The sequence below is a fragment of the Pseudomonas sp. URMO17WK12:I12 genome, assembly GCF_000514395.1.
Classification (GTDB): Bacteria; Pseudomonadota; Gammaproteobacteria; order Pseudomonadales; family Pseudomonadaceae; genus Aquipseudomonas; species Aquipseudomonas mucoides.
The window spans coordinates 702,574-716,761 of the sequence record NZ_KI911392.1; the positions used below are offsets into that span (position 1 = coordinate 702,574).

A 14,188-nucleotide genomic window follows, 5' to 3' on the forward strand; every position below is an offset into this window, starting at 1 on the left:
GTTAACTAACGAGAATTGTTCGCGATTGTGGCAGAGGCGGGGAAGGTAAGCAATTGGCGCTGGTCGGGCGAATTGTGGCGGTAGGCATGCAGTTCGACCGCGTTATCGTTCATCGCGGGCAAGCCACGCTCCCTGTGGGAGCGAGCTTGCTCGCGATGAGGCCAGAAAAGTCACTGCATAGTTAAAAGGACGGCGCATGTTGCCGGCGTTTCCACTGACTCAACCGCTGCTGCAAGTTCAACGGACTATGAATCTGCTGCTGCCGCGCCCGGCTAAACAGGATCAACGCCAACTCAGCCGTCGCCAACGCGTCGGCACTGGCGTTATGTCGCTCGAACACTTCCAGTTTGAACCAGTCGATCCACTCATCCAGACCGGCCTCGCGAATGTGCGCCTGAGGGCACAGCAGCGGGGCGATGTCTGCCACGTCCAGAAACGGATGAGTCAACTTGTAGCCCAAGTGGTCTTTCAGCGCGCGGCCCAGCATGTGCTGATCGAACGGCGCATGAAACGCCAACACCGGGCTGTCGCCGAGGAACTCCATGAAGTCGAGCAAGGCTTGCGCCGGATCGCTGCCGGCCGCAATGGCGCTGGGGCCGAGGCCATGAATCAGCATGCTGGGCGCGAGCTTCAGGTCGGCGCACTGCAGCGTGCGTTCGAACTGCTGGCTGAAGTCGATGGCGCCGTCCTCGATCACCACGGCACCAATGGACAACACCCGATCTTTGTTCAGGTTGAGCCCGGTGGTTTCCAGGTCGAGCACCACCCAGCGCTGTTCACGCAGGCTGCATTCACCCAGCTCGGTCACCGATGGCAAGCGCTTGAGTCGTTGCTGCAACTCCTCCGTCAGCAGCGGCGTGGCCGGGCGCAGCCATGAAAACAGGCTCATAGCTGATACCGCAGGGCCAGGCTGCTTTGCAGGCGTTGCGCCTGGCGCAGGGATTCCCGCAGGATCCGCCGGTCCAGATGATTGAGGCTGTCCGGATCGACCCGGTTGGAGTAGGGCAAGTTCTCCCGCGTTTGCAGCTGATGTTGCTGCATACGGGTTTGCTGAATGAAGTGGTACGCCTCTTCATAGGCGGCACCGTCCAGCGGCTGAATGATTTCCTTGGCCACCAGTTGGCGAAAACGCTCCAGGGTATTGTTGGTCTCGATCCCGTGGGCCAATGCCAGCAACCGTGCGCCATCGACGAATGGTGTCAGGCCCTGCACCTTGAGGTCCAGCGTGGCTTTTTCACCGTTCTTGCGCGCCAGTACGAACTCACGGAAACGCCCCACGGGCGGACGATTGCGCAAGGCGTTCTCGGCCAGCATCCGCTGGAACAGCCGGTTATCGGCGACCTGCTCGAGGATCCCGCGACGCAGTTGCTCGCACCCTTGTTCGTCGCCCCAGACCACGCGCAGGTCGAAATAGATGCTCGAGCCCAGCAGGTTCTCCGGCGTCGCCTCGCGGATAAACGCCGCAAACCGTCGCGCCCATTCGGCCCGCGACAAGCACAACTCCGGGTTGCCAGCCATGATGTTGCCCTTACACAGCGTGAAGCCGCAGAGCGCCAGGCTCTGGTTGATCTGCTGGGCAATAGGCAACAGCTTGCCGCGAATCTCGGCTGCGTGCGCGGCGTCTCGGGCCTCGAACAGAATGCCGTTGTCCTGATCGGTATGCAGCGTTTGCTCACGGCGGCCTTCGCTGCCGAAGCACAACCAACTGAACGGCACACCGGGGTCACCTTTATCGGCGAGGGTCAGCTCGATCACCCGGCACACGGTGTGGTCGTTGAGCAGCGTAATAATGTGGGTGATCTGCGTCGACGAGGCGCCGTGAGCCAGCATGCGCTCGACCAGTTGGCCGATCTCGCCACGCATCAGCACCAGGTTTTCGATGCGCTGGGCGCTGCGAATCGTCCGTGCCAGGTGTACCAGATCCACCCGTTGCAGGGAAAACAGGTCACGTTCCGAGACCACGCCGCACAGGCGCTGATCTTTCACCAGGCAGACGTGAGCGATGTGCCGCTCGGTCATGGCGATGGCCGCGTCGAAAGCGCTGTGGTCCGGCGACAGGAAAAACGGCGCCTGGGTCATGTGCCGCTCGATCGTTTCATTGAAGTCATTGGTACCGGCCGCCACCACATGGCGCAGGTCGCGCAGGGTGAAGATTCCCAGCGGGGCTTTGTGTTCATCGACCACGACGATGCTGCCGACCTGTTGCTCGTGCATCAGCGTCACCGCTTCACGCAGCGGCGTCGCCGGGCTGCAGGTCACCGGGTGGCGCATGGCCAATTCGCCCAGGCGTGTGTTCAGCGAGTACTGCGTGCCGAGGGTTTCCACGGCTTTTTGCTGGACTTGCTGGTTGACCTGATCCAGCAGACTGCTGACGCCGCGCAGGGCAAAGTCGCGAAAGGTGCTGGAAAGCGCGAACAGTTTGATGAACGCCAGCTTGTTTAGCTGAAGGCAAAAGGTGTCTTCGGCGGCGAGGTGTTCGGTGCGGGTCGCACGTTCACCCAACAACGCTGCGAGGGGGAAGCACTCGCCGGTGGTGATTTCGAACGTGGTTTCGGTGCCGCCTTTGGCCGTGTGCGGGCGCTCACCGACGACGCGGCCCTGTTTGACGATGTAGAAGTATTCAACCGGGCCATCGGCGGGCTTGATAATGCTGTCGCCGGGGGCATAAAAACGCAGCTGGCATTGTTCAACCAGGTACGCCAAGTGAGCGTGTTCCATCTGATTGAAGGGCGGGAACCGCTGAAGGAATTGCAAAGTGCCCTGGATGTTTTGCAATACGGCGGTTTTCCCTGCCTGTGTGAAGGCGTCCGTTTTACTCATAACCATTACCGCAGTCTTTTTTGAATTGTTGTTGTCGGATGACGCTGTCATCGTCCGCCCCTGCGTGCGGGGTGCCCATTGGACGTAAGTCTAGGTAGGCCATGCAGGTGTCGGAAGTTAGGAAATGTCTGACGCAAATGTGGGAAAAACCTCCTACATTGGCTATAGAAATACTTTCCGACGAAGTGCACATTGATGGTCTGCTTAGCGGTGTCTGACGATTGAGCTAGGGGATTGCATTGAAAACGTAGAGAACGCCATGTCCGACCACGATATTTTGAGTGATGCCGAGCGCGAGGCGCTGAGTGCCGTCATGCTCGAACCCGATTTACCGGCGCAGCGGGTGCTGATCGTTGACGACGATAAAGACGCGCGTGAGTTGTTGTCGGAGATTCTTGCGTTGGACGGTATTCGCTGCATCACCGCTGCCAGTGGTGAAAGCGCACTCAAGTTGCTGGTTGCGGAAGACGAAGTGAGAAAGCCTTCAATCGGTCTGGTGATCACTGATTTGCGTATGGGCAATGTCGATGGCCTGGACCTTATCCGTCAGGTCCGAGAGTCGGTTCGGGCGGCCTTGCCCATCATCATCGTTTCCGGCGACGCTGACGTGAAAGACGCCATTGAGGCGATGCATTTGAGTGTGGTGGATTTCTTGCTCAAGCCTATCGACACCGAGATGTTGTTGGGACTGGTCAAGCGTGAGCTGGGAATCAAGCCTTAAGTAGTCCTCTCTGAATCACGCATCCCCCCTGTAGGAGTGAGCCTGCTCGCGATAGCGAAGTGTCAGGCGATATAAAAGTTTACTGACACACCGCCATCGCGAGCAGGCTCACGCCTACAAGGGAATGCATTCGCAAATAAAAAGGCCCTGATCGAAAGATCAGGGCCTTTTTTTGTCCGGCATCGGCGACTAGTTACAGGCCATTGGCAGCCTTGAACTCGCGGCGACGACGGTGCAGGACCGGCTCGGTGTAGCCGTTTGGCTGCTTCGTGCCTTCAACCACCAGTTCGACCGCCGCCTGGAAGGCGATGTTGCTGTCGAAGTTCGGTGCCAGCGGACGATACAGCGCGTCGTTGGCGTTCTGGCGGTCAACCACCGGCGCCATGCGCTTGAGGCTTTCCATGACCTGGTCATGTGTGACGATGCCATGACGCAGCCAGTTGGCGATGTGCTGGCTGGAAATCCGCAGCGTCGCACGGTCTTCCATCAGGCCGATGTCGTTGATGTCCGGTACTTTCGAGCAACCCACGCCCTGGTCGATCCAGCGCACCACATAACCGAGAATGCCCTGGGCGTTGTTGTCCAGTTCGTTCTTGATCTGTTCTGCGGTCCATTGCGGGTTCACCGCCAATGGGATGGTCAGGATGTCGTCCACCGAAGCACGGGCACGTTTGGCCAGTTCGGCCTGACGGGCGAACACGTCGACCTTGTGGTAGTGCAACGCGTGCAGCGCTGCGGCGGTCGGCGATGGAACCCAGGCAGTGTTTGCGCCGGCCAGCGGGTGGGCGATTTTCTGTTCGAGCATCGCCGCCATCAGGTCGGGCATCGCCCACATGCCTTTACCGATCTGCGCGCGACCTTGCAGGCCGGTGCTCAAACCGATATCGACGTTCCAGTTCTCGTAGGCACCGATCCACTTCTCGGCCTTCATGTCGGCCTTGCGCACCATCGGGCCGGCTTCCATGGAGGTGTGGATTTCATCGCCTGTACGGTCGAGGAAACCGGTGTTGATGAACACCACGCGCTCGCTGGCAGCCTTGATGCAGGCCTTGAGGTTGACCGTGGTGCGGCGCTCCTCGTCCATGATCCCGACTTTCAGCGTGTTGCGCGGCAGACCGAGTACGTCTTCGATGCGACCGAACAACTCGTTGGTGAACGCGGCTTCTTCCGGGCCGTGCATTTTCGGCTTCACGATGTAGACCGACCCGGTGCGGCTGTTCTTGCGCGAGCTGTTGCCATTGAGGCTGTGGATCGCGGCAAGGCTGGTCACCAGACCGTCAAGGATACCTTCCGGCACTTCGTTGCCGTCCTTGTCGAGAATCGCGTCGATGGTCATCAGGTGACCGACGTTGCGCACGAACAACAGCGAACGACCGTGCAGGCTCAGTTCTTTACCATCGACACCGGTGTAAGTGCGATCAGCGTTCATGGTGCGGGTAAAGGTCTGACCGCCCTTGGAGACTTCTTCCGACAGGTCGCCCTTCATCAGGCCGAGCCAGTTGCGGTAGATCACCACTTTGTCATCGGCATCGACAGCGGCGACGGAGTCTTCGCAGTCCATGATGGTGGTCAGTGCGGCTTCCATCAGGATGTCTTTGACGCCGGCAGCATCGGTCTGGCCGACCGGGGTGCTGGCATCGATCTGGATTTCGAAGTGCAGGCCGTTGTTCTTCAGCAGAATCGCGGTCGGTGCGGCCGCATCGCCGTGGAAACCGATCAGCTGAGCGTCGTTGCGCAGGCCGGTGTTGCTGCCGCCTTTAAGGGCGACCACCAGTTTGCCGTCAACGATTTTGTAGCCGGTGGAATCGACGTGGGAGCCGGCTGCCAATGGCGCGGCTTCGTCGAGGAAGGCGCGAGCGAAGGCAATCACCTTGTCGCCGCGAACCTTGTTGTAGCCTTTGCCTTTTTCCGCGCCGTCAGCTTCGCTGATGGCGTCGGTGCCGTAGAGCGCGTCATACAGCGAACCCCAGCGGGCGTTCGAGGCGTTGAGCGCGAAACGGGCGTTCATGACCGGAACCACAAGTTGCGGACCGGCCATGCGGGCGATTTCGTCATCGACGTTTTGCGTCGTTGCCTGGAAATCGGCTGCTTCTGGCAGCAGATAACCGATGTCTTGCAAGAAGGCTTTATAAGCCACAGCGTCGTGTGGTTGACCGGCACGGGATTGGTGCCAGCCATCGATACGAGCCTGGAAATCATCGCGTTTGGCGAGTAGGGCTTTGTTCTTCGGGGCCAGGTCGTGAATGACCTTGTCGGCACCGGCCCAGAACTTATCGGCGGTGAGGCCGGTACCGGGAATGGCTTCGTTGTTCACGAAGTCGAACAGGACTTTGGCGACCTGCAGGCCACCGACTTGAACGTGTTCAGTCATTGCTTGCCTCACTCTGCTCAGCTATTTCGCTTTTCAGCTCTTCAATTTTGACAATGAAGCCTCAGGCCATTTAAACCACAAACCCGTCCGCCAGTACATGCCCTTGCGGGCGGCTGGGTTCGGTCCGATCAACGGCTTGTAGGCCTTGCTGACAGGGCTTTTCAGGGTTGCGAGTGTGCCGGTGGCAGACATCGATCCAACGTTATGTAGTGCGCGCTGCGGCATACTACATGATGAATTGCGCTTGTGAAAATTAGACTAATTACGTCGTTCTGCGACCCCATGACGCATTGCAGTCATGTCGGGGAACGGGATGTTCTCAAAAAACCATTGGATTGTTCCAGTTAAATATAAAAAGTTGTACACGATTTGTTATTGACAGGATCTTCAGCGGCGCTCCCATCGCGAGCAGGCTCACTCCTACAGGATCGCGCAAGACGTTGTAGGAGTGAGCCTGCTCGCGATGGCGTCAGACGAATCAACGCAGTATCAGCCCTTGCCTATACTTCTGTTTCTATAACAAAAGAGGGCTGCGCCATGGACCACCTCGTACTCACAGTGTTTGCTCCGGACAAGGCTGGGCAGGTCGAGCGCATCGCCCAGTGCATTGCCGAACACGGCGGCAACTGGCTGGAAAGCCGTATGTCGCGCATGGCCGGGCAGTTCGCCGGGATTCTTCGGGTGGGGGTGCCGGCCGAGGCCTACGATGAATTGGTCGATGCCCTGCAGGCGCTGTCCGCCCAAGGCATACGCGTATTGATTGCCGAAAGCGGCATCGAACAATCCTGCACCTGGAAGCCGATTGCGATGGAGTTGGTGGGCAACGATCGTCCGGGGATCGTGCGTGACATCACCCGTCTACTCAGCGAGCAGGGTGTGAACCTGGAAAGATTGGTCACAGAAGTACGCCCGGCGCCGATGAGCAGCGAGCCGCTGTTCCACGCTGAAGCAATCCTCGCCGTGCCACTGACCTTGTCGCTGGACGTATTGCAGTCGCGCCTGGAAACCCTGGCGGACGATTTGATGGTCGAACTGGTGCTGCGCAGTGAACCGTGAAAGGGTTATCCAAGTTAAACGTGCACCTGCCTGTGGATAACCTGTAGAGACAGCCCGCCAGCCCACGCCGGCCGGGCTTCTTCAGGGTCTGATCAAAAAACCATCAGTTTCAACAAGTTGCGCACAAACAGCGGGGATCACGCTGTGGATAACCTTGGGAAGGATCGATGCAGGCCACGGAAGACGTGGCCTGTAGAGGTTTGTGTGTTTTTTGATCAGCTGCGACGACGCAAACTTATCCACGCATCAACGCTGTACACCGCCAGGCCTGCCCAAATAAAGATGAACGCAACCAGCGTGCTGGACGACAGCTTTTCGCCAAACAGCAGTACGGCTTGCAACAGCACCAACGTCGGCGCCGTGTACTGGAGGAATCCCAAAGTTGTGTAGGGTATATGCCGTGCGGCGGCGTTGAAACAGATCAGCGGCACCAGCGTGACCGGGCCGGCGGCCACCAGCCACCAGGCTTCGGAGGTGGTCCAGAACTCGGGTTGCGCGCTGGCCGCCGTCGGGTTGAACAGCAGCCAAGCGACCGCAATCGGCACCAGCATCCAGGTTTCCACTACCAGACCGGGCAGCGCTTTGACCGGTGCCTGTTTACGGATCAATCCATAGAATCCAAACGTCAGCGCCAGCACCAGCGACACCCACGGCAGGCTGCCGACTTGCCACACCTGTTGCGCCACGCCGACCGCCGCCAGACCCACCGCCAGCCATTGCATGCGCCGCAGGCGTTCGCCAAGGATCAACATCCCCAGCAACACGTTCACCAGCGGGTTGATGTAGTAACCGAGGCTGGCCTCAAGCATCCGCCCGTTGTTCACCGACCACACGTAAGTCAGCCAGTTGGCCGCGATCAGCGTGCCGCTCAAGGCCAGGATCCCCAGGCGTTTCGGGTTGTCGCGCAACTCGCGCCACCAGCCGGGATGTTTCCAGACCATCAGCAACAAGGCGCCGAACAACGCGGACCACAACACGCGATGGATGATGATCTCCACGGCGGGTACATTGGCGATGGCTTTGAAATAGAGCGGGAACAATCCCCAGATGATGTAGGCGCTCAGGCCCAGAATGTACCCGCGACGCGGGTTGGCAGCTTGCATGCAGAATCCTTGCTTAGGCAGCTAACAAAGAAGGGATTGTAAGGAGATTTGTCTACGAATGTCCTGCCTGAATAGGTTGGGCAATTGTGAACACAGTCCTGTAGGAGTGAGCCTGCTCGCGATAGCGGTGTGTCAGCCACTGATGTGCTGAATATTTCGCCGCCATCGCGATAAGGCTCACTCCCACAGGTGGGAACTGTGCGAGTCAGAAAAGTTTGAGGGGTTCTTCGTTCAGGGCTGCAAGTTGCTCACGCAACGCCAACACCTGGTCACCCCAATACCGCTCGCTGCCGAACCACGGAAAACTGTGCGGGAACGCCGGGTCGTCCCAGCGGCGGGCGAGCCAGGCGCTGTAGTGCATCAGGCGCAAGGCGCGCAGCGGTTCGATCAACGCCAGTTCCCGCGGATCGAAATCGTGAAACTCGTTGTAGCCGTCCATCAATTCCGACAATTGGCCGAGGCACTCCTGGCGGTCACCGGCGAGCATCATCCAGATGTCCTGCACCGCCGGGCCCATGCGGCAGTCATCGAGGTCGACGATGTGGAACATTTCGTCACGGCACATCATGTTGCCGGGGTGGCAATCGCCGTGCACGCGGATGTTCTGGTGCGGCGTGGCCTTGTAGACATCTTCCACTCGCTTGAGCAGATCGCGGGCCACGGACTCGTAGGCGGGCAACAAACTCTTGGGGACAAAATTGCCTTCGAGCAAGGTGGTCAGCGAATCGTGACCGAAGTTCTTCACGCCCAGCGCTTCACGGTGCTCGAACGGTTTGGTGGAGCCCACGGCGTGCAGGCGACCGAGCAACTGACCCAGGCGATAGAGTTGATCGAGATTGCCCGGCTCTGGCGCACGGCCACCGCGGCGCGGGAACAGGGTGAAACGAAAGCCCTTGTGTTCGTGCAGGCTGGCGCCGTTGTGAATCATCGGCGCCACCACTGGCACGTCGCACTCGGCGAGTTCGAAGGTGAACTGGTGCTCTTCGAGAATCGCTTCGTTGGTCCAGCGCTGCGGGCGGTAGAACTTGGCGATCAGCGGTTCGGAGTCTTCGATGCCGACTTGATAGACGCGGTTCTCGTAGCTGTTGAGCGCCAGAATGCGCGCGTCGCTGAGAAAGCCGATGCTTTCGACGGCATCGAGCACGAGGTCTGGGGTGAGGGTTGCAAACGGGTGGGCCATGCTGACTCCTGCGCGCAGCAGGCTGCCGCGTCCGGCCAAGCATGGTAGCGCAGACCGGGCTTCTTTAGGGGGATCGTTCCCACGCAGAGTGAACTGACCCCCAAAGGTTGGACGCAACCTTTGGGGGGACGTTGATCAGGCGCCGACGACCCCGCCATCTTCACGGGAAATCGCCATCACCGAAGACCGCGGTTTGCCATTCGGCAGATGCTCCGGGAATGTCGACCCCCCGTTCTCCCCCGGGTGCTGAATCCCGACAAACAACGTCTTCTGGTCTGGCGAGAAACTGATCCCCGTCACTTCGCAACCAATCGGCCCGACCATGAACCGGCGAATCTCCCCGGTCACCGGGTCGGCACATAGCATCTGGTTGTTGCCCATCCCGGCGAAATCACCGGCATTGCTCGAGTCGCCGTCAGTGAGAATCCACAACCGCCCGGCCTTGTCGAAACCCAAGCCATCCGGGCTGTTGAACATGTTCTGCGGCGTGATGTTCGACGAGCCACCCTTCGGCGTGCCGGCGTGGACACCCGGGTTGCCGGCGACCACAAACAGGTCCCAGGCAAAGCTTTTCGAGCCATGATCATCGCGGTCGGTGCGCCAGCGCAGGATCTGCCCGTAGACGTTTTTCTCGCGCGGGTTTGGCCCGCCCACCGGTTGGCCTTCCTCACCGCGCTTGGCGTTGTTGGTCAGGGTGCAATAAACCTGGCCGTCCTTGGGGCTGACCACAATCCATTCCGGGCGGTCCATGCGCGTGGCTTTCACCACGCTGGCAGCGAGACGTGCATGGATCAGCACTTCGGCCTGATCAGCAAAACCGCTGCTGGCGTCGATGCCGTTTTTGCCGTGGGTCAGCTCCACCCACTCACCTTTGCCTTTCGGGTGATCGGCATTGCCGTCGCCGGCGTCGAAGCGCGCCACGTACAAGGTGCCGTGGTCGAGCAGGTCGCGGTTGGCCTTGGGGTTTTTGTGGTTGATCTTGTCGCGGCTGACGAACTTGTAGATGAACTCGCCGCGCTCGTCGTCGCCCATGTACACCACGGCGTGGCCGTCATGGGTTTCTGCCAGGGCGGCGTTTTCATGCTTGAAGCGGCCCAGGGCCGTGCGCTTGACCGGGGTTGATTGCGGGTCGAACGGGTCGATTTCCACCACCCAGCCGTGACGGTTGAGTTCGTTCGGGTTTTTCGCCAGGTCGAAACGTTCGTCGTGCTGGTGCCAGTTGATCTCTTTACTGGCCGCCACCGCGCCGTAGCGTTTTTGCGCCGCGTCGAATTTTTGCTCGGCATTGCTGCTGCCGAAGCAGTCGGTGAAGTTCTCTTCGCAGGTCAGGTACGTGCCCCATGGCGTCTTGCCGTTGGCGCAATTCTGGAAGGTGCCGAGGACATTTTTGCCATGCGGGTCAGCGCTGGTTTTCACCCGTTCATGGCCAGCAGCCGGGCCACTCAGGCTGATCGGCGCGTTGCCGTGAATACGACGGTTGTAGCGCGAGCCCTGGACGAACTGCCACTGGCCGTTCTTGCGCTGCACTTCGATCACCGACACGCCTTCGCAGGCCAGTGCCTTGCGCACTTCTTCGGCCGACTGCGGCATGCCGCCATGTGCGTAGAGGTAGCGATAGTTGGTGTATTCGTTGTTGATTGCCATCAGCGCCCGGTCTTTTTCACCGGGAAATTCGAACAGGCTCATGCCGTCGTTGTTGTCACCGAACTGGACTTCCTGATGCTCGGCCGTGCCGTTGCCACTCGGGTCGAAGGCCGGACCGTTTTTTTGCAGAGGCTGGCCCCAGCTGATCAACACCGAGGACTTGTAGCCGGCCGGCAAGGTAATGGCGTCGCTGGTGGCGGCGGGGATGCTGTCGAAACCCAACAGTTTGCTGGTGCCGGCGCTGACACTCGCGGCCATGACGCTGCGGCTCAGCAGGTTGCCCCCGAGGAACATGGCGGCACCGCAAAGGGCGCCGGCGCTGATGAAACCGCGACGGCTGAGGCCGACCATTTTTTCGAGGTCGGTGGACTGGTTTTCTTCTAATAGGCTCACATCAGGCTCCCTGCGGTTTTTGCAGTCACCTTAGTGAGCGGACATGACGCTTTTGTTTCAGAGCGGAGTACCCAACAGGACGTTGGAGGGTAAAAACTGCACCAGCACCGGTTTGTCAGTGGTCAGCCCTTGGGTTCGCAAGTGCAGTGGCTCGGCCAAGGCGCACAGCGTCTGGCCATTGGGCAGGCTGATGCGCACTTCGCTGGGCCCGTCTTCGGCGTCGAGAATTTCTTCGATAATGCCCTTGAGGCAATTGTTGCCGGGTGTTGCGTGTTGCTCGATAGCCAGCACGTCCAGCCAACCGGCCTTGATCAGGGCGACCACCTCGGTGCCGGTTTCCAGCTCCAGGCGCAGGGTGCTGTCGTGGGTGATCTGCGTATCAATATTCAAGCCTTCGGCCAGTTCGAGCCGGATCCGGTCGTTGCGTCCCTGAGCTTCGATCTCGACAACCCGGCCGTGCAGTTGATTGCGCGCGCTGGTTCTGAGCATCAGGCGGCCGAGCAGGTCCAGATCGCTGGCATCTTCGGCGGCCGCCAGCACCTGGGCCTGGAGGACTTGCAGCTTTTGATAAAGGCGCAACACGCGCAAGCCTTCGCTGGAAAGTTTGGCACCACCGCCACCCTTGCCGCCGACGCTGCGCTCCACCAACGGCTTCTGCGCCAGGTTGTTCAGCTCGTCGATGGCGTCCCATGCTGCCTTGTAGCTCAGGCCCGCGCTTTTAGCGGCGCGGGTGATCGAGCCTTGTTCGGCGATGTGTTGCAGCAACGCGATGCGCTGCGGACGACGGACAATGTGCTGGGACAACAACGTAGGCAAGGACATGGCGAGGCGCTTTGGCTGTGACAATTGAGAAGACGTTGGCCGCTTGCAACTCGGTAGTCAAGTCAGGTCGCACTCCTACAGGTTTTGTGTTCGCGGGTTAAGCCGTGTCGCCCGGTTTGGGTGTGCGGGCCAGGCAGTAGACGTCAACCCGCGCCGCCCCTGCGTCCATCAGCAGCCGGGCGAGGGCTTGTGCGGTGGCGCCGGTGGTCAGCACGTCGTCCACCAACGCCAAATGGCGCCCCTTGATCTGCGCGCCGGGTGTCAGGGCGAACGCGTTGCACAGGTTCTTCTTGCGGGCCTCGGCATTCAAATCCTGCTGTGCGCTGGTGTCTTGAATCCTCAACAGCAGCGTTTCGTCGCAAGGAATGTCCAGATGGCCGCCGAGCCAGCGGGCGAGCATCGCGGCTTGATTGAAACCCCGTTGGCGCAGTCGTTTAGCGGCCAGCGGCACCGGAACCAGTGCGTCGGGCCGATTCAGGTCTTCGTCGAAGCGATGTTGCAGGTATTGCGCGAGAAGATCGGCGAGCAGGCGGCCAAATGGCCATTTTGCCGAATGCTTGAAGCGCGTGATCAGCGTGTCCAGCGGAAAGCTGTACGACCACGGCGCGGCGACTCGCTCGAAAGCGGGTGGCTGTTTCAGGCACTGACCGCAGGTCAAGCCTGTGCCGGGCAAGGGCAGGGCGCAGGTCTGGCAGTGGTCGCCCAGCCACGGCAACTCCGTTTCGCAGGCCATGCAGATCGGAGTCTGCTCCTCGGCCGGTTCAGCACAGAGCAAGCAGTGCTGTATGTTTTTTAACCAGATGTAAACCGGTCCATCGTATCGTGGTTGACAGCGCATGAGTCTTCCTTAAATATGCCGAACATCCGTGTCGCGTCTGTGGGTATTCCATCCCCCAGCCGCTTGCCAAGCATAAAACAAAGGAAACGCCCATGAGCGCCAGCACCTCTGCAACCCTGCGTCATGACTGGTCTTTGGCCGAAGTCAAAGCACTCTTCGTTCAGCCATTCAACGACCTGTTGTTCCAGGCACAGACGGTGCACCGCGCGCATTTCGACGCCAATCGCGTCCAGGTTTCCACGCTGCTCTCGATCAAGACCGGCGCCTGCCCGGAAGATTGCAAATATTGCCCACAGTCCGGTCACTACAACACCGGCCTGGAAAAAGAAAAACTGATGGAAGTGCAGAAAGTCCTCGAAGAGGCTGCTCGCGCCAAGGCCATCGGCTCGACCCGTTTCTGCATGGGCGCGGCGTGGAAACACCCGTCGGCCAAAGACATGCCGTACGTGCTGGAAATGGTCAAAGGCGTGAAGGCCATGGGCCTGGAAACCTGCATGACCCTTGGTCGCCTGGATCAGGACCAGACCGTTGCGCTGGCCGGCGCCGGCCTCGACTACTACAACCACAACCTCGATACGTCGCCTGAGTTCTACGGCAGCATCATCACCACCCGCACCTACAGCGAGCGCCTGCAAACCCTGGCTTACGTGCGTGAATCGGGGATGAAGATCTGCTCCGGCGGCATCCTCGGCATGGGCGAGTCCCTCGATGACCGCGCCAACCTGCTGATCCAGTTGGCCAACCTGCCGGAGCATCCGGAATCGGTGCCGATCAACATGCTGGTGAAAGTTGCTGGCACGCCGCTGGAAAATGCCGAAGACATCGATCCGTTCGACTTCATCCGCATGCTCGCCGTTGCCCGCATCCTGATGCCGCAATCCCACGTACGCCTGTCCGCCGGCCGCGAAGCGATGAACGAACAGATGCAGGCCCTGGCGTTCTTCGCTGGCGCGAATTCGATTTTCTACGGCGAAAAACTGCTGACCACCGCCAACCCGCAGGCTGACAAGGACATGCAACTGTTCTCGCGCCTGGGGATTCTGCCGGAAGCGCGCGAAGAGCACGCGGACGAGGTGCATCAGGCTGCGATTGAGCAGGCGCTGGTTGAGCAGAAGAGCAGCGAGCAGTTCTATAACGCGGCTGTTTGAAGCCTCCACCGATTCCTCTGAAGGAATGCAAAACACTGTGGGAGCGAGCTTGCTCGCAATGGCGCCAGGTCAGTCGACATCAATGTTGAATG

11 protein-coding genes are annotated in these 14,188 nt (G+C 59.9%); 3 read left to right on the forward strand and 8 right to left on the reverse strand.

Going from position 1 to position 14,188, the window contains the following annotated elements; all coding sequences use genetic code 11:
* Positions 1–181: 181 nt before the first annotated feature.
* Both D882_RS0130205 and D882_RS0130210 read right to left on the reverse strand, forming a co-directional pair.
* Complete coding sequence (locus tag D882_RS0130205) at positions 182–889, reverse strand: PolC-type DNA polymerase III (RefSeq protein WP_027926683.1); 708 nt, start codon at positions 887–889, stop codon at positions 182–184.
* Complete coding sequence (locus D882_RS0130210) at positions 886–2,826, reverse strand: putative nucleotidyltransferase substrate binding domain-containing protein (protein WP_027926684.1); 1,941 nt, start codon at positions 2,824–2,826, stop codon at positions 886–888. Before D882_RS0130210 ends, D882_RS0130205 begins: the two co-directional genes overlap by 4 nt.
* Positions 2,827–3,079: 253 nt before the next feature.
* Between D882_RS0130210 and D882_RS0130215 the strand changes: the two genes are divergently transcribed.
* A complete protein-coding gene (locus D882_RS0130215; RefSeq protein WP_027926685.1) occupies positions 3,080–3,541 on the forward strand; it encodes a response regulator in 462 nt (153 codons plus the stop codon).
* A gap of 193 nt (positions 3,542–3,734) precedes the next feature.
* Here the strand turns inward: D882_RS0130215 and D882_RS0130220 are convergent, their stop codons facing one another.
* A complete protein-coding gene (locus D882_RS0130220; protein ID WP_027926686.1) occupies positions 3,735–5,912 on the reverse strand; it encodes a malate synthase G in 2,178 nt (725 codons plus the stop codon).
* A 537-nt stretch (positions 5,913–6,449) separates the two neighbouring features.
* Here D882_RS0130220 and D882_RS0130225 point away from each other — a divergent pair.
* The gene (locus D882_RS0130225; RefSeq protein ID WP_027926687.1) at positions 6,450–6,968 is read left to right on the forward strand and encodes a glycine cleavage system protein R; all 519 of its coding nucleotides are present in this window, start codon (positions 6,450–6,452) and stop codon (positions 6,966–6,968) included.
* A 215-nt stretch (positions 6,969–7,183) separates the two neighbouring features.
* Here D882_RS0130225 and rarD read toward each other — a convergent pair whose 3' ends face one another.
* The 5 genes from rarD to D882_RS0130250 all read right to left on the reverse strand — a co-directional run bounded on the left by rarD (position 7,184) and on the right by D882_RS0130250 (position 12,948).
* Positions 7,184–8,071, reverse strand: coding sequence for an EamA family transporter RarD (gene rarD / locus D882_RS0130230; RefSeq protein ID WP_027926688.1), 888 nt, complete (start codon positions 8,069–8,071; stop codon positions 7,184–7,186).
* A 205-nt stretch (positions 8,072–8,276) separates the two neighbouring features.
* A complete protein-coding gene (locus tag D882_RS0130235; RefSeq protein WP_027926689.1) occupies positions 8,277–9,251 on the reverse strand; it encodes a serine/threonine protein kinase in 975 nt (324 codons plus the stop codon).
* A 135-nt stretch (positions 9,252–9,386) separates the two neighbouring features.
* Positions 9,387–11,288, reverse strand: a complete 1,902-nt coding sequence (locus tag D882_RS0130240; RefSeq protein WP_027926690.1) for a PhoX family phosphatase — start codon at positions 11,286–11,288, stop codon at positions 9,387–9,389.
* Positions 11,289–11,345: 57 nt separating this feature from the next.
* Entirely contained in the window at positions 11,346–12,110 is a 765-nt protein-coding gene (locus tag D882_RS0130245; RefSeq protein ID WP_027926691.1) for a TOBE domain-containing protein, read from the reverse strand.
* A 97-nt stretch (positions 12,111–12,207) separates the two neighbouring features.
* Entirely contained in the window at positions 12,208–12,948 is a 741-nt protein-coding gene (locus D882_RS0130250; protein ID WP_027926692.1) for a ComF family protein, read from the reverse strand.
* 92 nt (positions 12,949–13,040) lie between these two features.
* Between D882_RS0130250 and bioB the strand changes: the two genes are divergently transcribed.
* Positions 13,041–14,096 (forward strand): biotin synthase BioB, encoded by a 1,056-nt coding sequence (gene bioB, locus D882_RS0130255; RefSeq protein ID WP_027926693.1) that lies wholly within the window; start codon positions 13,041–13,043, stop codon positions 14,094–14,096.
* Positions 14,097–14,188: the final 92 nt, after the last annotated feature.

What these genes read in the sequence shown, in the direction of transcription:
- D882_RS0130205 (WP_027926683.1), bottom strand. Translation starts at nt 889, where the DNA reads ATGAGCCTGTTTTCATGGCTGCGCCCGGCCACGCCGCTGCTGACGGAG.
- D882_RS0130210 (WP_027926684.1), bottom strand. Translation starts at nt 2,826, where the DNA reads ATGGTTATGAGTAAAACGGACGCCTTCACACAGGCAGGGAAAACCGCC.
- D882_RS0130215 (WP_027926685.1), top strand. Translation starts at nt 3,080, where the DNA reads ATGTCCGACCACGATATTTTGAGTGATGCCGAGCGCGAGGCGCTGAGT.
- D882_RS0130220 (WP_027926686.1), bottom strand. Translation starts at nt 5,912, where the DNA reads ATGACTGAACACGTTCAAGTCGGTGGCCTGCAGGTCGCCAAAGTCCTG.
- D882_RS0130225 (WP_027926687.1), top strand. Translation starts at nt 6,450, where the DNA reads ATGGACCACCTCGTACTCACAGTGTTTGCTCCGGACAAGGCTGGGCAG.
- rarD (WP_027926688.1), bottom strand. Translation starts at nt 8,071, where the DNA reads ATGCAAGCTGCCAACCCGCGTCGCGGGTACATTCTGGGCCTGAGCGCC.
- D882_RS0130235 (WP_027926689.1), bottom strand. Translation starts at nt 9,251, where the DNA reads ATGGCCCACCCGTTTGCAACCCTCACCCCAGACCTCGTGCTCGATGCC.
- D882_RS0130245 (WP_027926691.1), bottom strand. Translation starts at nt 12,110, where the DNA reads ATGTCCTTGCCTACGTTGTTGTCCCAGCACATTGTCCGTCGTCCGCAG.
- D882_RS0130250 (WP_027926692.1), bottom strand. Translation starts at nt 12,948, where the DNA reads ATGCGCTGTCAACCACGATACGATGGACCGGTTTACATCTGGTTAAAA.
- bioB (WP_027926693.1), top strand. Translation starts at nt 13,041, where the DNA reads ATGAGCGCCAGCACCTCTGCAACCCTGCGTCATGACTGGTCTTTGGCC.